Annotated in this window: 20 protein-coding genes and 2 tRNA genes; 13 read left to right on the top strand and 9 right to left on the bottom strand. The window is 55.8% G+C overall.

The annotated features are described in order from the left end of the window. Positions 1 to 95 precede the first annotated feature (95 nt). The 13 genes from pheT to JFN90_RS02650 all read left to right on the top strand — a co-directional run bounded on the left by pheT (position 96) and on the right by JFN90_RS02650 (position 11,483). Complete coding sequence (pheT, locus tag JFN90_RS02710; RefSeq protein ID WP_199393571.1) at positions 96 to 2,501, top strand: phenylalanine--tRNA ligase subunit beta; 2,406 nt, start codon at positions 96 to 98, stop codon at positions 2,499 to 2,501. Positions 2,502 to 2,587: 86 nt separating this feature from the next. After that, positions 2,588 to 2,866, top strand: a complete 279-nt coding sequence (locus JFN90_RS02705; RefSeq protein ID WP_199393570.1) for an integration host factor subunit alpha — start codon at positions 2,588 to 2,590, stop codon at positions 2,864 to 2,866. A gap of 2 nt (positions 2,867 to 2,868) precedes the next feature. Then, on the top strand, positions 2,869 to 3,207 hold the full coding sequence (locus JFN90_RS02700) for a MerR family transcriptional regulator (protein WP_199393569.1): 339 nt from the start codon (positions 2,869 to 2,871) through the stop codon (positions 3,205 to 3,207). 14 nt (positions 3,208 to 3,221) lie between these two features. After that, a tRNA-Pro gene (locus JFN90_RS02695) sits at positions 3,222 to 3,298 on the top strand. A gap of 158 nt (positions 3,299 to 3,456) precedes the next feature. Further along, positions 3,457 to 4,089 carry a paraquat-inducible protein A gene (locus tag JFN90_RS02690; RefSeq protein WP_199393568.1) on the top strand — a complete coding sequence of 211 codons (633 nt, stop codon included), beginning with the start codon at positions 3,457 to 3,459 and terminating at the stop codon, positions 4,087 to 4,089. After that, the gene (locus JFN90_RS02685; RefSeq protein ID WP_199393567.1) at positions 4,086 to 4,724 is read left to right on the top strand and encodes a paraquat-inducible protein A; all 639 of its coding nucleotides are present in this window, start codon (positions 4,086 to 4,088) and stop codon (positions 4,722 to 4,724) included. Before JFN90_RS02690 ends, JFN90_RS02685 begins: the two co-directional genes overlap by 4 nt. Next, the gene (locus JFN90_RS02680) at positions 4,717 to 6,396 is read left to right on the top strand and encodes a PqiB family protein (protein WP_199393566.1); all 1,680 of its coding nucleotides are present in this window, start codon (positions 4,717 to 4,719) and stop codon (positions 6,394 to 6,396) included. The genes JFN90_RS02685 and JFN90_RS02680 overlap by 8 nt, the downstream gene beginning before the upstream one ends. A gap of 2 nt (positions 6,397 to 6,398) precedes the next feature. Next, on the top strand, positions 6,399 to 6,980 hold the full coding sequence (locus JFN90_RS02675; RefSeq protein ID WP_199393565.1) for a PqiC family protein: 582 nt from the start codon (positions 6,399 to 6,401) through the stop codon (positions 6,978 to 6,980). Positions 6,981 to 7,154: 174 nt separating this feature from the next. Then, positions 7,155 to 8,135: a glucokinase gene (gene glk, locus JFN90_RS02670; protein ID WP_199393564.1), complete on the top strand. Its 981-nt coding sequence runs from the start codon at positions 7,155 to 7,157 to the stop codon at positions 8,133 to 8,135. A gap of 251 nt (positions 8,136 to 8,386) precedes the next feature. Then, positions 8,387 to 8,965 (top strand): MucR family transcriptional regulator, encoded by a 579-nt coding sequence (locus tag JFN90_RS02665; RefSeq protein ID WP_199393563.1) that lies wholly within the window; start codon positions 8,387 to 8,389, stop codon positions 8,963 to 8,965. Between the two features lie 144 nt (positions 8,966 to 9,109). Continuing rightward, positions 9,110 to 9,769, top strand: a complete 660-nt coding sequence (locus JFN90_RS02660; RefSeq protein ID WP_199393562.1) for an FKBP-type peptidyl-prolyl cis-trans isomerase — start codon at positions 9,110 to 9,112, stop codon at positions 9,767 to 9,769. 159 nt (positions 9,770 to 9,928) lie between these two features. Beyond that, a tRNA-Met gene (locus tag JFN90_RS02655) sits at positions 9,929 to 10,005 on the top strand. Between the two features lie 548 nt (positions 10,006 to 10,553). Next, a complete protein-coding gene (locus JFN90_RS02650; protein WP_199393561.1) occupies positions 10,554 to 11,483 on the top strand; it encodes a hypothetical protein in 930 nt (309 codons plus the stop codon). A 133-nt stretch (positions 11,484 to 11,616) separates the two neighbouring features. Here JFN90_RS02650 and JFN90_RS02645 read toward each other — a convergent pair whose 3' ends face one another. The 9 genes from JFN90_RS02645 to JFN90_RS02605 all read right to left on the bottom strand — a co-directional run bounded on the left by JFN90_RS02645 (position 11,617) and on the right by JFN90_RS02605 (position 19,317). Further along, complete coding sequence (locus JFN90_RS02645) at positions 11,617 to 12,177, bottom strand: hypothetical protein (RefSeq protein WP_199393560.1); 561 nt, start codon at positions 12,175 to 12,177, stop codon at positions 11,617 to 11,619. Between the two features lie 79 nt (positions 12,178 to 12,256). Next, positions 12,257 to 12,706 carry a hypothetical protein gene (locus JFN90_RS02640; protein ID WP_199393559.1) on the bottom strand — a complete coding sequence of 150 codons (450 nt, stop codon included), beginning with the start codon at positions 12,704 to 12,706 and terminating at the stop codon, positions 12,257 to 12,259. A 147-nt stretch (positions 12,707 to 12,853) separates the two neighbouring features. After that, positions 12,854 to 13,984, bottom strand: a complete 1,131-nt coding sequence (locus JFN90_RS02635; protein ID WP_199393558.1) for a hypothetical protein — start codon at positions 13,982 to 13,984, stop codon at positions 12,854 to 12,856. A gap of 115 nt (positions 13,985 to 14,099) precedes the next feature. After that, complete coding sequence (locus JFN90_RS02630; RefSeq protein WP_199393557.1) at positions 14,100 to 14,999, bottom strand: DUF2157 domain-containing protein; 900 nt, start codon at positions 14,997 to 14,999, stop codon at positions 14,100 to 14,102. A 357-nt stretch (positions 15,000 to 15,356) separates the two neighbouring features. Next, complete coding sequence (locus JFN90_RS02625) at positions 15,357 to 15,914, bottom strand: GNAT family N-acetyltransferase (RefSeq protein WP_199393556.1); 558 nt, start codon at positions 15,912 to 15,914, stop codon at positions 15,357 to 15,359. A 496-nt stretch (positions 15,915 to 16,410) separates the two neighbouring features. Continuing rightward, the gene (locus JFN90_RS02620) at positions 16,411 to 16,914 is read right to left on the bottom strand and encodes a hypothetical protein (RefSeq protein ID WP_199393555.1); all 504 of its coding nucleotides are present in this window, start codon (positions 16,912 to 16,914) and stop codon (positions 16,411 to 16,413) included. A 100-nt stretch (positions 16,915 to 17,014) separates the two neighbouring features. Beyond that, positions 17,015 to 17,734, bottom strand: a complete 720-nt coding sequence (locus JFN90_RS02615) for a hypothetical protein (protein ID WP_199393554.1) — start codon at positions 17,732 to 17,734, stop codon at positions 17,015 to 17,017. Positions 17,735 to 17,898: 164 nt separating this feature from the next. Further along, the gene (locus JFN90_RS02610; RefSeq protein ID WP_199393553.1) at positions 17,899 to 18,645 is read right to left on the bottom strand and encodes a tetratricopeptide repeat protein; all 747 of its coding nucleotides are present in this window, start codon (positions 18,643 to 18,645) and stop codon (positions 17,899 to 17,901) included. Positions 18,646 to 18,813: 168 nt separating this feature from the next. Beyond that, positions 18,814 to 19,317 carry a hypothetical protein gene (locus JFN90_RS02605; RefSeq protein WP_199393552.1) on the bottom strand — a complete coding sequence of 168 codons (504 nt, stop codon included), beginning with the start codon at positions 19,315 to 19,317 and terminating at the stop codon, positions 18,814 to 18,816. Positions 19,318 to 19,527 lie beyond the last annotated feature (210 nt).

The raw sequence follows: 19,527 nt of genomic DNA, 5'->3' as shown, positions 1-19,527 counted from the left end.
TAAAACCAAGGCCGGTTTTGCCCCGGTATGACGGTTCTGCCTTTATCCCTTTTATCCCCTTTATCCCTGTAGATTTACGACTTGAAGGAATCGCTATGATAGTTACCTATAACTGGATCAAGGAATTCGTCGATTGCGACCTCCCGGCTGCGGAACTGTCGCACCTGCTCACCATGCTCGGCCTCGAGGTCGAAAGGATGGAAGAGGTGGGCGGCGGCATGGACGACGTGGTGGTGGCCCAGGTGGTGGAGAAAAACCAGCACCCCAACGCCGACAAGCTCTCGCTGTGCAAGGTGGACAACGGCAAGGAGATCCTCGACGTGGTCTGCGGCGCGCAGAACTTCAAGGCCGGCGACAAGGTCGCCCTGGCCCAGATCGGCGCGACCCTCCCCGGCGACTTCAAGATCAAGCGCTCCAAGATCCGCGGCGAAGAGTCCTGCGGCATGCTCTGCTCCGAGAAGGAACTCGCGCTCTCGGCCGAGTCCTCCGGCATCATGATCCTCCCCGAGGATTTCCAGATCGGCACGCCCCTTTTCGACGCGCTCGGCACCAAGGACGTCATCTTCGAGATCGGGCTCACCCCGAACCGCGCCGACTGCCTGAGTGTCGTGGGCATCGCCCGTGAAGTTGCCGCCAAGCTGGGCAAGAAGGTGCACTACCCGGGCCTCGACGTCAACGAGACCGGCGCCCCCATCGGGGGGATCGCCAGCGTCGAGATCCTCGCTCCCGAGCTCTGCCCGCGCTACACCGCGCGCCATATCACCGGCTGCACCTTGGCGGATTCTCCCGCCTGGCTCGCCAACCGGCTCATGGCCGCCGGCATCCGCGCCATCAACAACATCGTCGACGTGACCAACTACGTGCTGCTCGAGTACGGGCACCCGCTGCACGCCTTCGACTTCAAGCTCCTTTCCGGCGGCAAGATCGTGGTCGCCGCGGCAGGGGAGGGCGAGAAGTTCGGCACCCTGGACGGTCAGGAGCGCGAACTCACCGTTACCGACCTCACCATCCGCGACGGCGCGAAGGCCGTGGCGCTGGCCGGCATCATGGGGGGCGGCAACTCCGAGATAGGGGAGGGGACCACGGAGGTGCTCCTGGAGAGTGCCTACTTTAACCCTTCCGCCATCCGCAAGACCTCCAAGCGTCTGGGCATCCACACCGAGTCGTCGCACCGCTTCGAGCGCGGCGCCGACATCGCGGGCCTTACCCGCGCCCTGGACCGCGCAGCGCAGCTGATCGCCGAACTTTCCGGTGGCAAGGTGGCCAAGGGTGTCATCGACGTCTACCCGGCGCCGGTTGAGCCCCGGGTCATCACGGCGCGCCTCGCGCGCATCAACGCGGTTTCCGGCCTCGCGCTCAGTGCGACTGAGGTTGAGGACATCTTCCGCCGCCTGGAATTTGAAGTCACCCAGACCGAAGCCGGTGTGTTCCAGGTCAAGGTCCCGCTGTTCAGGGTCGACCTGGAGCGCGAGATCGACCTGGTCGAGGAAGTGGTGCGCCTGAACGGCTTCGACAAGGTTCCGGCAACCCTGCCGCAGGCCTCAGTCTTCTCCGATCTTCCCTCCGATGACCAGCGCCTCGCCGCCAAGGTGAAAGACCTCCTGGTAGCCCACGGGCTCAACGAGGTGATCAACTACAGCTTCGTGGCGCCTTCTTCCTGCGAGAAGATCCTGCTGCCGCAGGAAGACCTGCGCAGTAACGGCATGGTGCTCCTGAACCCGATCTCCGACGAACTCTCGGTGATGCGCACCACCATGCTTCCCGGCCTTTTGGATACGGCCGTCAAGAACGTGAGCTTCCGCACGCTCAACCTGCGCATCTTCGAGATGCGCCGCATCTACCTCCCCGTGGAAGGGGAGGAACTGCCGCAGGAGCCGCTCTACATTTCCGCGCTCCTCACCGGCAAGCGCGATCTGGAAGGGTGGAACCAGGGCAAGGACGAGATCGACTTCTTCGACGTGAAAGGGATCGCCGAGAACCTCCTTTCCGAACTGAACGTGGGGGGCGTGAACTTCAGCGCCGAGGATCTCGACCCGTACTACCATCCGGGCAAGGCCTGCCGCATCCTCTCCGGCAAAAAGGTGCTCGGCTCCCTGGGGGAGCTGCATCCCACGGTGCAGGAAAACTACGGCATCGCGACGCCGCTGTATTACCTGGAACTGAACTTCGAGGCGCTGCTCGCCTGCCGCAAGAAGCAGGGCGCCGCCCAGGTCCCTTCGCGCTTCCCCTCCACCTTCCGGGATATCGCCATGCTGCTCCCGAGGGAACTCCCCGTCGCCGACGTGATTTCCTGCGTCAACGGCGTCAAGGCGCCGGAGCTGGAAGGGGTGGAAATCTTCGACCTTTACATGGGTGGCAACATCGCGTCTCATGAAAAGAGTGTCGCCATTCGCGTCCGTTACGGCTCCAAGGAAAGGACCCTGACCGACGACGAAGTGACCCGTCTGCACCAGAGGGTTATCGATGCGCTGCAGAAAAAATTAAATGTTTCGTTCAGATAAAAACGGTTGCGAAATCGAAAACGCTATGGTATTAGATTAAGCCGCTGTTGAGAACACACTGAAATGTTTCACCTGTTGAGGGGATTATGACCAAAGCGGACATCGTAGAAAAAATTTATGAGAAGGTCGGTTTCTCCAAAAAAGAATCCGCCGAACTCGTTGAGACGGTCTTCGACCTCATTAAAACCACTCTTGAAGACGGCGATAAAATCAAGATTGCCGGGTTCGGCAACTTTGTTGTGAAAGAGAAGTCCGATCGTCGTGGCAGGAACCCGCAGACCGGCGAGGAGATCACCATCGTGGCTCGTAAGATCCTCACCTTCAAGCCGAGCCAGGTTCTCAAGAGCGCGATCAACAGCCAGTAGCCATGATTACCGGGATCCCGGACAAGCACTACCTGAGGATAGGCGAGGTTTCCGCCCTGACGGGACTCCCCACCTCGGTCTTGCGCTTCTGGGAAACTGAGTTTTCCTCGCTGGCACCCAAGAAAAGCAGCAGCGGCCAGAGGCTCTACACCAGGAAGGACGTAGAGTTGCTCGCTCAGATCAAAGAACTCCTGTACGCGGAAAAGCTCACTATAGAGGGGGCAAGACAGCGTCTGGAGGGTAAGAAAAAGTACCGAAAAACCGACCTTTCCGGTGAAGCGCTCGCGGCGCTCCTTCACGAAGTGAAGCTGGAACTGACCAGTTTGAGGGATCAGTTGTAATTATCAGGTTTAATCGGTGCGTAGCGCAGCCTGGTAGCGCACTAGACTGGGGGTCTAGTGGTCGCTGGTTCGAATCCAGTCGCACCGACCATTTCAATCAGCCGCTTGGGAGACTTCCTGAGCGGCTGATTCAGTTTTCAGCCCGCAATGTGGTATCTTTTCCTCTGTCATTGACTAAAGGGGGACTGGCTCCGCCAGGTGCCTGTCCCCCTCTGACGTCCCCTTTGAAGCTTGGGAGCTCTTCTCCTGATGACTGAGCGAACCGCACAACTCATCGCCTGCCACGACTGTGACCTCTTGCAGCGCGACATACAGTTGAATCCGGGCTGCTATGCCAGTTGTCCGCGCTGCGGCGCCGTATTGTACCGTAACGCCACCGACAGCGTCGATCGCACCCTCGCCTACACCCTGGCCGCGGCCATGGTCTTTCTGGGCGCCAACCTGTTCCCCATTTTCAGCATCGAGGTGCAGGGCGACCGCAGCGCCATCACCCTTTTCGAGGCGGTTCTTTCCCTGTGGGACCAGCACATGAAGAGCATCTCGCTGCTCGTCTTCCTCACCGCGATTGCTGCCCCCGCCGTGGAACTGATCTCTATCACCTACCTCTTGTTGCCGCTCAAGCTGGGCAAGGTGCCGCCGAGCTACCCTCTTTTCATGCGCATGCTCCAGGTGCTGGAGCCTTGGGGCATGGTGGAGGTACTCATGCTGGGGGTGCTGGTGTCGCTGGTGAAGCTCACCAACAACTTTCGCGTCATTCCCGGCATGGCGCTTTGGTCCTTCGCCGTCCTCACCCTGCTCCTCGCCGCCGCGGCTGCCTCCTTCAACGCGCGCGACGTATGGGCGCAGCTGGACGCCAAGTGGAAAGATCAGGTGTCGTCGTGACCGCCCCAGCCCCCATCGCGGCGGCCCGCGGGCTGTGCTCCTGCCATGTCTGCCAGCTCGTGTCGCGGCGCGTCGAGGGGACGCCGGTCGCCCACTGCCCGCGCTGCGGCGCTAGGCTCCATTTTCGTAAGCCGGGAAGCGTGCAGCGCTGCTGGGCACTCATCATCGCCTCGTACATCCTCTACATCCCGGCCAACGCACTGGTGATGATGGAGACCGGTTCCCTGATCACCTACCGCAAGGACACCATCGTCAGCGGCGTGGTGCACCTGTGGAAGACCGGCTCCTGGATGATCGCCGTCATCGTTTTCATAGCGAGCGTGGCGATCCCGCTTTTGAAACTGTTTTCACTGACCCTGCTGCTCATTTCCGTGCAGCGGCGCTCGACCTGGAATCCGCGCCAGCGCACCCGCCTGTTCCGGCTGGTGGAGGCGGTAGGGCGGTGGTCCATGCTCGACATCTACGTAGTGACCCTGCTGGCCGCGCTGGTGCAACTTGGTTCCATGGCCACGGTGAAGGCAGGCCCCGCAGCGGTTGCCTTCGGCGCCGTGGTGGTGCTCACCATGTTCGCCACCATGGAGTTCGACCCGCGCCTGATCTGGGACCCGCTGCAGAAAGAGGAGTTTCATGACTGACAGACAAGACGAGATGCAGGACGTGCCGGAAGCCGTCAGCGAACCCAGACGCCGCTTCTCCATCCAACTGGTCTGGATCATCCCCATCGTGGCCGCCGTCATCGGTCTTTCCATTGCCGCCAAGGCCTGGATCGACCGCGGCGAGACCATTACCATCTCCTTCAAGACCGGCGAGGGGCTGGAGTCCGGCAAGACCAAGCTTAAGTACAAGGACGTCATGATCGGCGAGGTGAAATCCATCGCCATCTCCGATGACCGCTCCCATGTCGTGGTGACCGCCGAGGTCACCAAGGACGCCAAGGTGCTCATGGTCAAGGACACCCGTTTCTGGGTGGTGCGCGCCCGCATCTCCGGCGGCAACGTCACCGGCCTGACCACGCTCTTGGGAGGGTCGTACATCGGCGTCGAGGCGGGCGCGTCGACCCAGCCGCGCGACCAGTTCGTGGGACTTGAGTCACCGCCGGCGGTCTCCATGGACGTTCCGGGACGCCAGTTCGTGCTGCACACCGACGACGTCGGTTCGCTCTATACAGGATCCCCGGTCTTCTTCAGGCGCATGCAGGTGGGGCAGGTCATCGCCACCGACCTCGACAGCGACGGCAAGGGGGTATCTGTCCGTGTTTTCATCCGCGCTCCCTACGACCACTTCGTCACCACCGGCACCTTCTTCTGGCATGCCAGCGGCGTTGACCTCACCGTCTCCCCAGGAGGGGTGAAGCTGAACACGGAATCGATGCTCGCCGTTTTGTTGGGGGGGATTTCCTTCGAGCAGCGTCCCAACGCGCACGAAACACAGTCGGCTCCGCCCAATACCGCCTACACCCTCTACGACACCCACGACGAGGCGCTGAAAAACTCGGCGGTTTCCGAGAAGTTCGCGCTCCGGTTCCGCGAGTCGGTGCGGGGGCTGGCGGTAGGGGCGCCGGTGGACCTGCGCGGGGTGACCGTGGGTGAGGTCAGTAACATCGACGTTGCACTCGATCGCTCCCGCTCCGACTTCTCGGTCACGGTGGAGATCCAGTTCTATCCCGAGCATCTGCTCTCCCACCTGCACCCGGGCGAGGCAGGGAAACTTCCCGCTCCCGGCAGCGGGGAGACGCGCAGGCTCCTCGACGATTTGGTGGCTCACGGTTTCCGCGCCCAGATCAAGAGCGGAAGCCTTCTTACCGGGCAGCTCTACGTCGCCCTCGATTTCGTTCCCGGCGCCCGCCCGGCCAAGATCGACTGGAATACTGCTCCGCCGCGCTTCCCCACCGTCCCCGGTTCGATGGAGAAGCTGCAAAAGAACCTGATCGAGATCGTCCAGAAGATAGAGAAGCTGCCGCTCGAGAAATTGGCCGGGGACGCCGGGCACACCCTGCGCTCCCTGGACGACACACTGAAGAGCGCGGACCAGTTGCTGAAGAACATGGACCGTTCCCTGGTGCCGGAGGCGAAGTCGGTGCTGAGCGAGGCAAGGACCACCCTCGAAGACCTCAGGAAGACACTCACCGACGCGAGAGGCACGCTGGGAGGGGCCACCCAGGTCCTCTCCGCGGACGCCCCGATGCAGGTCGACCTGCGCGACACCATGCGCGAGGTCTCCCGCGCGGCGCAGTCGCTGCGGGTGCTCGGGGACTACCTCGAGCAGCACCCCGAAGCGCTGATACGCGGCAAGAAGGAGGAAAAGTAACCATGCGCAGGATATCAGCCCCCCTGGCCGTCGTTGCCGTCTTGCTGCTTGGTTCGGCCTGCAGCAGGTCGCCCCGCGTCACCTTTTACACCCTCACCCCGGCGACGCCCGCCGCGGCCGTGCAAAATACCTTCTCCAGCGCCGTCGCCGTCGGGCCGGTCACCATCCCCGAACTGGTCAACCGGCCGCAGCTGGTAGTGCGGGTGGCGCCCAACCGCGTCGCCGTCCTGGAGTCGCACCGCTGGGCCGAGCCCTTGAAAAACGAAATACCGCGCCTGCTGGCGCAGGACCTCGGCCCGTTGCTGGGATCGAGCCGCGTCTATGCCTACGACCAGGTCTCCGCCGCAGCGGCGCAGTACCGCGTACTGGTCGACATCGTGCGGCTGGAAAGCGTGCCGGGCGAAAGCGTCACGCTGGGGGCGAACTGGGTGGTGCGCGGAGCCGGCAACGCCAGAAGGGAAGGGCGGGCCGAGATTCGGGAGCAGGTGACCGGTTCCGAATACGAGGCGGTAGCCGCCGCTTTCAGCCGTGCCCTGGCCGCTTTGAGCGCGCAGATCACCAAGAGCCTGCTCGAGCGGAGATGATTTCTCCCGTTCCCTCTCCCTCTGGGAGAGGGTGCCCGAAGGGCGGGTGAGGGGCTGCCGGGAGTATGCGTCGTGGTGTAAGCGCCAGCCGCGCACCCGCAGAAAGGAAAGTAGCGTCTGCACGGGCGGATGGTATGCTCAGACGTGGCCGGCGCTGGGCCGGAAGGGGGGAGTATGCTGATCCTGGCAGGAGACGTGGGAGGAACCTCGACGCGGCTCGCTTATTTCGAGGCGGACGCCGCGGGACTCACCGTGTTGGCTCATGCCCAGTATAAAAGTGCAGCGCATGGCAGTCTCACCGAGATGCTGCGCCACTTCTCACTGCAGCACGGCATAATCTGCGAGCGGGCCTGTCTCGGCATAGCCGGGCCCATCATCGACGGGCGCGTGCGCACCCCCAACCTTCCCTGGACCATCGACAGCGTCGATCTCGCCCAGACCCTCGGGCTTGCCCAACTCCGCCTGATCAACGACCTGGAAGCCAACACCTACGGCATCGCCGCCTTGAAACAGGACGACCTCTTCACCCTCAATGCCGGCACGCCCCATCCCGACGCCACAATCGCGGTCGTTTCCGCGGGGACCGGACTCGGCGAATCGCTCGCCTATTGGGACGGTGGCACCCACCGGCCGCTCCCCTCCGAGGCGGGACACGCCGATTTCGCAGCGCGCAACGACCTGGAAGCCGAGTTGCTCCTCTACCTGCAGGCCAAACACGGCCGGGTGAGTTACGAACGCGTTCTCTCCGGTCCCGGACTGCATGACATCTACCGCTTCCTGCGCGACAGGCGTTACTTCGAGGAGCAAGCCGCGGTGGTCGACGCCATGGCAAGCCTGGACCCTCCTGCGGTAATCACCCGCGCTGCCCTTAAAGATAGCTGCCCGATGTGCGTCAAGGCAGTGGACATGTTCATCGCCATCTACGGCGCCGAGGCAGGCAACGCCGCACTCAGGTTCCTGGCAACCGGCGGGGTGTACCTGGGCGGCGGCATCGCCCCCAAAATACTGGACCTGCTCAAGGGTGCGACCTTCATGGTCGCCTTTACCGCCAAGGGAAGGCTGAGCCCCTTGGTACAGTCCATCCCGGTGCACGTCATTCTCAATGAGGATACTGCGCTGTTAGGTGCGGGACGTGCCGCGTTTTATACCCCCTGATGTTTGTGGGCCACTCCTGTCGCACAAGATTCTGCACCCATATCCCTCCTTCAATGCTAACTACAGCAGCCGTTTAGATCATTCGCTACTTGGAAACATCACTCCCTGCGTCGAGTGCGAATGTACTTGGTGCTGATGATCGTTGTTCCAGAAATCCCTGGCTTAAGCCGTACATTATTTGTATTTTATTATTGACAATATTTTTGTCTCTGCTATTAATCAGTCAATCATATTAACGAGGAGGATGATTAATGGCGACATTAGTAGAAATAGCGGCACAACTCGTCTCATCGCACGCCTCCAGCACGCCGATGACGTCGGACGAGCTTCTTGCAGAAATAGCCAAGGTTCACGCGGCACTTAAAAACCTGGAGGCCGGACAGGCTATTGAAGGTGTAGAAGAGACACGTCCTTCAGTTTCAGTCAAAGAGGCCTTCAAGAAGAACGAGGTCGTCTGCCTCATTTGTGGCAAGGGAGGCTTCAAGACCCTGGCCCGCCATCTGAGCACCGCCCACGGCATGAAGCCCGGTGCCTACAAGAAGCAGTACGGCATCTCCAGCAAGCAGGCACTTTCCGCCAAGAGCTATTCCGAGGCGCGTCGCAAAATGGCCCAGGACCGTGGCCTGGCCGACAACCTTGCCAAGGCCCGTGAAGTCCGTATGGCCAACATAGAGGCGAAGAAAGAGGGTGTTGCCAAGCCCGTCAAGGCAGCCAAGCCGGCCAAGCCGGTCAAAGCAGCTGCCAAGGCGCCGGCCAAGGCACCGGCCAAGACCGCCAAGGCGCCTAAAGTGGCCAAAGCGAAGGCAGCCGCACCCAAGGCGAAGAAGTAGCTCGCCTTGCACCTGTATCACAAACAGCACCTCCACCCGGGGTGCTGTTTTTCATTTTGCCGTATCTGGATCAACTGTTGGATGCACATCGTTGCATAACTGGTATAGTTGTACCTTCGTAAAAACCACTACAGGAGGAGTACTATGAGCAGACTTTTGATTGTTGCACTGGTAGCACTTTTTGCTTTACCGGCCTATGCGGCCGACGAGAAGAAAGCGGACGACCAGAAAACTTTCTATGCGATCGGGCAGGTGATGGCCCGTCAGCTTGCTGTCTTCGACATGTCGCAAGACGAGATGGAACAGGTGCTGAAGGGAGTCAAGGACGGCGTGGAAAGCAAAGCCCCCTTCGACGTAGAGCCCTACAAGGCGAAGATCCAGCAGTTGGCGCTCTCGCGCCGCAACGCGCAGGGTGAGAAACTGGCGGCGAAAACCAAAGAGTTCGTCGAGAAGGCCGCCAAGGAAAAGGATGCCGTCAAGACCCCCTCCGGTCTTATCTACAAATCCCTCAAGGAAGGGACCGGTGCCAGCCCGGCTGCCACCGACAAGGTGAAGGTCAACTATCGCGGCACCCTTATCGACGGCAAAGAGTTCGACAGCTCCTACGCCTCCGGCCATCCCGTCGAATTCGGGCTGAACCAGGTCATCAAGTGCTGGACCGAAGGGCTGCAGAAGATGAAAGTGGGCGGCAAGGCCCAACTCGTCTGCCCCGCAGATCTCGCCTATGGCGAGCGCGGTTCCGGGCAGATTCCGGCCAACGCGACACTGGTATTCGAGGTCGAGCTTCTGGATATCGTGAAGTAGATAGCCGTACGGTACCGAACTGTGACAGATGAAAAACTTTTAGCAGAATTTTTTGTTGACAAAAAAGGCACTCTAGAATATAAAGAGTGTCTCTTGAGGCGGCGCGAAAGAGTCGCTGAGAGGTCAGTAGGTATCTGACATCATTACAATAAAAAGCTTGGCGGTGTAGCTCAGTTGGTTAGAGCATACGGTTCATATCCGTAGTGTCCGGGGTTCGAGTCCCTGCACCGCCACCATACAAAAAGAGCCTTACGGTTTACGCCGTAAGGCTCTTTTTCTTTGTCCGTCCCCCCCTGTGTGCACCCCCGAATATGTAGCCCCCCAACCATTGCGCTCGCCCCCACGTCCTCCCCTTTGTGAAGGGGAGACAGAGGGGATTTGCCTTTCATTCCCGCCAAACATGTTGCCCCCTAACCGTTGCGCGCGCCCTCACGTCCTCCCCTTTGCGAAGGGGAGACAGAGGGGATTTGCCTCCCATTCCCGCTCTACCTTTTTCTCCTCTTTAAACATTCTCATTGACCCGACCCCGTAAACAAAGGTATAAGTATCACCTCCCTAAACTTGCTAAGAGGTCGACATGACACCAGTAAAAGGCAACCTCTCCTATTTTTTCAGCCGCCAGTGCTAATTCCAGCACTGGCGGCTTTTTTAATGGGTTTACTTTTATCTGTGTCCGTGTCGATGTACGCCGCTCTTTGAGAAGCCGTGGGGGTAGGGTAAGTCAGTGAGACTGCGCATGATGTGCAGTACTGTTAAGGTTTCTTTTATGATAGGAGGAGTTTGCGTGAAACTGCTGTGTCGTTTGGTGATGTTATGTTTTGTCGGCTCTTTGCTTGTATTGTCGGGATGCGGTGGCGGTGGCGGCGATGATAAATCGGTTCCAGGTCTCGTCACAAGTGTGGGCTGGGTTTACAACGACCTTCCCGCCGATTATTCCAACAACGCCATAGCGTTGAATGTATGGGTCTATTACGACCAAGCTATTGCAGCGAGTGAAATCGAGGGATTTACTGCGACTCCTCCTGATGGGGTAGGGCGCTGGACGGTAACGGCAAACAGCAATAATACAGGCACTACAAGCAGTGGCCACCCGTATCTGACCGCCAAGCTTGTCAACTCTAATACTCCGGGACAACTCCCTTTAGCAGGCACCTGGACCTTCACGTTAAGGTTGAAAAACGGCACCACTTCGTCCTACCGTAAGCAGTTCCATGAGCCGGGAAGTTCGGCCTATGCGACACATCCGTACGTGTATGTGCGAGAAGAGTGGACCCCGTACACCAACCCCTCCCAATACGTCCCTGCGCTCGGGAGGTTCTCCACCTTCGGCTATACCGTCCAATACTCGTCAGTCGGTGGCGGATCGATAACCAGCACGGGCCTGGCGAATGTCAGGAACGAGTTTTTCAATGCTGAGCCCCTAGCGTATAACAGTTCCTGCTGGCTCTACGACACCAATAACGTCTATCTCGGCTACACCAACTTTGAATACACCACAACAGACCATTCCAGCACCGGTCTTTTTGCATCTAATGGAGAACTGGCGATCACACCGGCAGCAACGACAGCAACGACAGCAACGACAGGCCTGATCGGACCCGTCGACCTCTCGTTGGTGAAGTACATCCGTTTCGTCTATTACGACGGTGCCCAATTTGCCCCAGCGTTTGGCTACGACTTCCGCTCGGTTTCCTATCTTGTACCAGTGAATTAATTTATGTTTGGAGGGATGAGCGAGACGTTCTTGATATTTTGATTGGGCAATCTGCACAGGATGAACATCAATAACTCAAGAGCGTCTCCTTGTCCCGCGGAGCGTCAAGAGACTGCTACTACCACTTTTACCATTATTCGTTGTAATCAGCTGGCTTACAGGATGGCTCAACGTCATAGCCCAGATAGTAGTATTCGTGCCACTGTCGTTTCGATTTCAGCGCCTCTCCTGCCCATACAGTCAAATGCAGTCCCTCATTGCTAGTGCACGACCGGAAGGACTCATAAGCTCCATCACCGTCGAGATCGGCTTGAACCTTTCCTTTTGTCGTCTTGAAAACGCCAGCAAATCCAACTACGGCAATAGCTGGAGGAAAATATTCATCTTTATCGATTGGAAATGAGTAAAACGAGGCGTCGCGTGGCGTTTCAGGATTTCTTGAACAAGTTGCGTTGAGCGTCTTAAGGATTTTTTTCTCAATGACTTTCTGCTGCTTTTCGAGAACGACCAACTGTATCTTCTGATTTTCTTGAATTGTTGGGTTGAAAATGGTCAGGCATCCGTCGCCTGCCTCGGTGATCTCAGCTATACCAATTTGGGCGTTGAAATTGAAATCTTTCTGCTTCTCGCCGGCGAGCGCTGATGCGACTACAGTGAGTAGAGCGACTACCATAGACAGAGCCAGTTTTCGCATTTTTATCTCCATTTCAGTCGCCCTCTACGGGCTGCTGCAAGACCCTTTCTGTGTCATCCAGCGAACTTCACCCAATCTTTCACCTGCTTCTGTGAACAGCGAGTTCTTGTTCCCACCACTCTTTTACAAATCTCCCGCCGCGCCCCCAAAAAACTACCGAAAGATCACTTTTGTGAAAACATATTTCCACTTTTGTAAACAGCCAAGCCGACTTGTCATTGAAGCATTTGATGTCGGATCTGGTGATCAGGACCTCTGGATGGCTAAAGAAATTTGTGCTTAAGCCTAAATATTCATAACTAGCTGAAAGTTGTAGCATGTTGTTAAACCGTAGGGGCAACCCACTACTGACGATCATCGCTGATGTAAATCGTTTCTTTATCCCCAGTTCCAGCTCTTTACCAGGATAGGCCACCGCGAGTTCACGCCAACTCGTTAGCAACCCGCGTGAAATCAGTTTGGATAGCGGAATAGCAACCAAGGTAGCAACTACAAGGAAGACTATTATGAATATCGGAGAATTTTCCATGCCTTTAGGGTCCTAGATTTTCACTCAACATCTGGGCGGTAACCGGGCTCGCGCTTACCGATCCGGTCCACGGGCCTGGTCGGGAGCTTCAAGTTAGGATGTCTAATGTCCATATCTGCACATTCCAACTGCTCTTATCTCTGATATCTAATAGCCGCCGGATGCACCGCCGCCACCGAAGGTGCCGCCGCCGGGTTGGAGTCCCTGGGGCTGGGACACCCTGACCTCCGGGGTGAGGGGCTGGATTGCGGCTAGAGCCTCGGCATCGAGACCATACAGACGCGGTTCGAGGAGCGGTTCGGCGGTAAAGGCGCCCCGACAGAACTTGGAACCGGTGCGCAACCAGCGCAGCAGGCCGAAGGCGAGACCGGCCACCAACAGCCCTGCAACCGTCAACTCCTCGGGAAGATGCCCGAGATGGATGTAGTACTTCAAGGTGAGGATCGACAAGATGGCGGAAACAACGCCGAACCAGAGCAGTGCCCGGTCGCGGCGGCCGATTCCCATCGCCAGGGACGCCATCGGTATGATGGCGGTAAGCAGGGCGCAGAAGTGATCGCTCCAGGGGAGTAGCGATCCTCCCGGCGTCCACCCGAGCCATTCCCGCCAGAGGAGTCGGTGAGCAAAGAGGTTCACGTCAAGGTAGATCCCAGCCCAGGCAGAGAGGCGCACAGTCTCCAGGGACCAGACGTAGCCCCGGTGCAGGCTATTGCGGTCGGCAAGCCGCCGCTGCGCCCAGATTGCCGCTGCACCGAGCGTCAGCAGGAGGACGAGCCGAGGCAGGTGCGGCTGCTGCCAATGGAGAATGTCCGCAAGATGGAAGGGGAGGCCGGCGAGGGCGAGCACCGCCCCGAACGCGGCCAGCGCATAGCCGTAGCGGACCGTGAGCATAATCGCACCGGCCAGGACGATCATGTGCGCCGTCAGCCAGGCCAGACGTTCAGTATCGTGCCCCAGTTGGTGGGCGGGGAGGGCGACCGCTAGGGCGAGCATACCGACCGCCTGTAGCAGCAACGCCTCCTCGGCGCCGCAGCGGTAGAGGCGGCGACCGGCAATGAGCTCGTGATCGGCGACCCAGGCGCAGAGTGGGGCGAAGATCAGGCACAACAGGGCGGAGCCCGTTTCCCTAACATTTAGAACCACGGCCGGCATCGCCACTAGGGCCGTCACTCCAACCATGGTGAACACGGCGAGGAGAATGCGCATGAAGATGTTTACCCGCACCAATTCCGGACGATAGCGCTCTGCCACAGCAGCGGCCTGCTCCGCTGTGATCATCCCGGCCTTCTGCCAGCGCAGGGCCTCCTCCACCACTGTGACCCGGCGTTCACCTTTCTCGTAGAGATCGATCATTCAGCACTCCCTAAGCGGCGATGCAAGGCCACCAAGGCCGTCAGCAGCGTCGTCGCGCTGACCAGAAAGTAGAATATGATCCCTTCACTGCTCCAGTGACCGAGATCGAGCACGAAGGTTGTGATGCCGACATACCGTAAAGGACGGCGTAGAGGAGGAAGGCGAAGCTGCGCTCCCGCAGTGCGTAGAAGGCGCTGCCGCTGCCGGTCAGCAGCAGGCCGGCAAGATAGGCCGAGCCGCCGGCGCGGGAGCCAACCCCGGCTACCAGGGCAGAGAGGAGTACGTTGACCCCGAGATGCAGGTGGACTGGAAGGAAGTGGCGTTTCCAGCCGAGCCGGGTCTGGATAGCCCCCGCCGCAATGACGAGCGCCCCGAAAAAGAGAGCGCTGTCGCGCAAAGTGCCATCCCAGAGCCCCGCGCCAAGCTGGCTAGTTTTCACGCCGAGCCAGGCACCAAGGGTGGAGAGGGCCAGGGAGAGGACCAGGCGGTTGTCGAAGTAATGGGCGCAGAGGAGATAGATGAGGGCCGAGGCCAGCAGCCACCAGTTCCAGTATTGGGCGAGGACCTGGTAGCGGAGTTCCAGATACCCCTGTAGCGTTCCGAGGAGGAGGCAGCCGAGCAGGAGGACGTAGTCGTACGCCGCGTCGGGCGTCGTGAGACTTTCTGGTGAGAAACCGCCACCGCGGCGCAAGCAGTATGCAAAACAGCCCACGCACCCCAGGGCGATCGCCGCGATCAGGGTCAGGTGGCCGATGGAGGCAAAATGTTTGGCGACAAGCAGGCCGAGTCCGGTAGTCAGGATCAGTATGCCGCCGTAGAGGACCAACCGCAGTTCCCAGTGCACAGAAAATAGTTCCCGGCCGTAGATCCGTCGTAGCAGCGCCGCCTGCTCCCGGCTCAGGATTTCGCTACCCTCAAGATCATTCAGTGCCTCTTGCACCTTTGCCTCCCTTCATATTGTCCTATGTGAACTCGTAGACCCATCACACCGTCAGAGCATGATCCTCCTGCAACTGGATGCAAGAGAGAAAAGGGAGACGGGGGCATCAATTTCATCTTGGATAACGGGCCCGGGTCGCACCAGCGCGCCAGGGAAATCTAGGGTCAGGCTTGCAATGTTGCAAAGTTGGCTGCCGAGAGGATCAGAGCTTGCAACTTCGCAAGCCTTACCCCAGATCCCCGTGCGTCCCCTCTGCCCTCATCCTCTTACACAACTACCACTGTCCCCTCATGCCTCTCATGCCTCTCATGCCTCTCGGCTCCCTCGGTTCAGTCGGTTCCCTCGGCTCTTGACAACTCAGGTGTGAGCAGATTTCCACTCTTGTCTGAGCAGCGAGTAGATCAGTGAGTCCACGAATCTGTCCTCGGCCCAAAAGCTCTCCCGTAGGTGCCCTTCAAGGCGGAAGCCGAGTCTCTCCAACATCCGCGTCGAGGCATCGTTCCCTGGAGTGACTCCGGCCTCAACGCTGTGCAGATTCATCGAACTAAAACCGTAATCAAGCATCGCGCGAAGCGCCTCGCTCACGATCCCTTGCTCCCAAAAGTCGCGCGCCAGCAAATAGCTCACGTCACCGCGCCGATGCACCTTGCGCCATTCGTTGTAGCCACACTTGCCAATCAGTCGGTCGTCTCCGGCAAGCGTGATTGCCCAGTGAATGCCTATGCCGTTGTCAGCCGTCAGTTCCATGCTCTCTATGAGCTTATGCGCTTGTTCAACGGACGTATAAGGTCGACAACTCCAATAATGCATTATCTCTGCATCAGAAAAGATACCGAATAGATCATCTGCGTCAGACGGTACAATCTGACGCAGGACTAGTCGTTCGGTATGTAGTCGCGGGAAAGTTGGGAACATTGATGCTTACTCCGGTTTATTTGGATTTAAGAGCAGAACGCCTTCAGGGTGGGCAGCGTTGTAACCGTCCGTCTCAATCCGTCTTGATGGATATCTTCTTTATCAGTATGGGAAATCTAGGGTCAGGCTTGCAATGTTGCAAAGTTGGCGACCGAGAGGATCAGAGATTGCAACTTCGCAAGCCTGACCCGCAGATCTCGCAGATCCCGCAGATCCCGCAGATCCCGCATCTGCGTGCCCGTAGAATCCATCTGCTTCTGCTTCAATAGCAACGAGGTAATCCCCGCTGTCATCGGGCTCGCAACTAAGTGAGAACCTTCCTGTCTCTGAGGTCAGGGGTATTTCCTTCATCGTATTCCTTCTCCCCAACGCCGAGAGCACAGCGGCGGTATATCGTCCGCTGCTGTGCTTTGTTGGGCTACGCGTTTTCCGCAGAGTCTTATGATGCTATACGTCCTCCGTACTCGAATGTCCCTTTAGGCTCTCACAGATGAAGTTATTGAACGGCTGTTCCTAGGCCCCCATCATTTCCGCATCCGTATTGCCAGCCCCCCGTAACAACCCAATCGTAGTAAACCCCACAGCCGTAGAACTTATTACTTGCCTGTCTGTAATGGCTGAAGCGCACTACTTTGTCATTCTCAATATCGACTATGCATTCGTTCTTGTTTATAGGTAGCCACACTAGAGGAATTTTGACCAGCACCAACCACAGGCCTATTCCAGACCCAAAGCGTTCTCTTTCGAAAGTAAGCTTCTCAATTCCGCCAGTAATCTCTTTACGATAAGGTCTGCCCCAGGAAGAAATAAGTTCCTCTTTACTCTTTATTGATATTTCGCCTCTTGCAGGATAAGCATCACAGACCCTTTTTGAAAGGTGTGTGATTTCTTCGCTTGTAGAGATCTCTCTGGAAAAGGGCCAATATGTTACTCCAACAATGGCGCAACCGTTTATCAATATTAGCAAGGTAAGTAAACCCAGAATTCGGAATATTAACATATTCCCCTCGTATGTATCAGCAACTGTAGGTTATATTTGCTTCCCAACGGCTGGTTCGGTTAACGGGTTCACCGCTCCACCTGCCTTGTTATAAGTTCCTTCATTTTGGCAGTGACTTAGCCAATCTTTCTAGGTCGTCAATTAGCATATTTAAACCGATAGGGTTTGTTGGGTGCTCATAGTCAGCTCTCATCCCTGGTCTGTCTTTCGGCTCACTTGGTAGGCGTTTAAGCAGTTCATCGTGGATGAGCGTTGCATCTGCTTTAAACTTTTCGCTATATTCAAAATTCAACGGAGTTGATGTTTGTGAATCATGTGTTTGAGTGTCCCAAATTAGTTGCCTCTCTCCTTCTGTTTTGGCTTCACGCATTTTATTAAAGTAATAATCTGATTTAGTTTGATCTTGAAGGTGCTTGCGTTCCAAATAGTTACGCATTTTTTCAACTAGATTTAGAACTTCTTTTTTGAGTTGGTCATTGTTTAGCGGAGAGTAGGCAGTCTGATGAGCCTCAGTCGCAAGCAAAGTATCGGTTTTAATAGATGTTTTACTTTTTTTCTTTGGACGAGGAGAAATATGAGTGTCAACCGTTACCTTGGTCTCAATTGGTTTGGTTTGTGCATTTGCTTCTTTATTTGCTTGAATCTTCCAAATATCGCTTTGCCAATACAAGAACACAGTAAGCACTCCAAATACTATTCCGCTAAAGAGAGACCAGATGCCAAGGCTCTTGTTCGAACTGAAGAAAATTCCGCAAATGACAAAGGAAACCGTCATGAGGAAAACTGTGGAATAAATGATAGCCTCGGGCATCTGTCTCAATTGGAACTCCTTGCAATTACGTGTTGATCCTATTTTATCGCGTTCGTAACTTCGTATTTACGTCGTCTTTATAACGCTGAGAGCACAGCGGCGGTGGTTTTGCCGTCCGCTGTTGCGCTTCGTTGGCATATTCCTCTGCGAATCTAATGTGCCCATGGTTCTTGCTATAACAGATGAGAAATTTCTGGGTAGTACCTAAAAAAATCAACCTTTGCACCAGTGTATCCTTCTTGTTTTTTTGCTTCTAAAATAATTTTCTCTGCCCTCTGTTTGTCACCCAACATGTAATAGCAATATGCTAAGGCAACTCTATGCCAAGCATACAAATTTTCCTCGCCCCCTCCCCTGATTGATTTGCTTTTATTCAAATTGACTATCGCCCCTTCATAATCCTTTAAACCAATTTGAGCGTAGGCCATATTTGCATATATTCTTCCAAGCTCATCTGGACTACCTTGATAATTTTCAATTAGAAATTGAAAAATCACTCGTGCAGCTTCAAAATTCTTTTCATTCAAAGAAGACCTAGCAACGCTTATAGCAGTCCAGATGTCACCCTGAGACAGCAATGTTCTAATTGGCTTAAGAAAAGCTTCGGCTGGTGCTTTAGGGTCAATTTGATTGATTTCCTGCCTAGCGGAAAGGGTCTGAATATTTGTAAGCAAAGATTTGAATATTTCTTCATCTTTAAAATCTCCTGGTCCATATAGCACCTGAGGTTTCTTCATAAGAACGTAAAAGAATAATAATGTTATTAGCGTTGGATAAAAACAAATAAACCCAATCAATACCATTAGGAGTTGTTTGTCGGATACAATAGAGACAGTAGTTGTAGCTACAACTTCTATCAGCAAGACAAATATACTTATAATTCCCAATGGGCTTTTCGTGAGTGATCTAATATCAATCATAAATTAATTCCTTTCTGGATTTTTGTTATGTTGATTAGGTAAAAACATAGCTATCGCGTCTAAGCATTTAACGGTTGAGTCGATGCTGTCAATGTTTAGACCTGATACTTATACTGCTTGTTTACTGACCTAACGTCACAAGGCGCACCGGGAATTTTCTCGGCCCGGTTATGCCTTTTGTATTGCCAGGATTATTAGCACATATACTGCATAAACACTGATCAGTACGGGGAGAATAAACTCAAATGCTGACCTGATTACACAAGCAATTGGCGATAATGTCTTCCAAAATCGCAAGTTATCCTTAGTTTCATTCAACAGAAACTCATATTCGCTTTTATCTCTGTTGGGCTCACTTATTAGATCCATGAATAATTGGACATTCTTGACATAAAATAATGAAATACGTTTTCTATGCGCGATAAAGTCTGATGTTGCATAGATTGAGAAAGCCAGAATATAATAAATAACTATAAATGCTGCTAGGTATAACAAAACTCCTTGTTTAGCTGATTCCAGTTCAATTCCTAGTATGCTGATTTTTGTGGGCACTATTCCAGCCTTTGCCATGGCAATACCAATCAGACTAACACCAAGTAGAATTTTTCTTTCTTTTCTAGTCTCTTCAGATAATGGATCGTCTAGCAGCACGTCTTTTGAGAGATCATTCATAATTTTGTCCTGTGCCTAACTAGTTATTAAGCAGAATTCTGGTTATCTCCCCAGTCGCACCGGAATATTTAGACATGGGTTAACAACGTCATTCCCTGAGCTATCTTCACTTTTGAGGACACACCATATATCATAACGGACCAGGAGGGTGTGTCATGAGATCGAATCGCAAGTACGATTCAGAGTTTAAACGAGAAGCGATCAAGTTAG

The sequence above is a fragment of the Geomonas propionica genome, assembly GCF_016458235.1.
Lineage (GTDB): Bacteria > Desulfobacterota > Desulfuromonadia > Geobacterales > Geobacteraceae > Geomonas > Geomonas propionica.
This window is presented reverse-complemented; position numbering and strand designations above follow the sequence as displayed.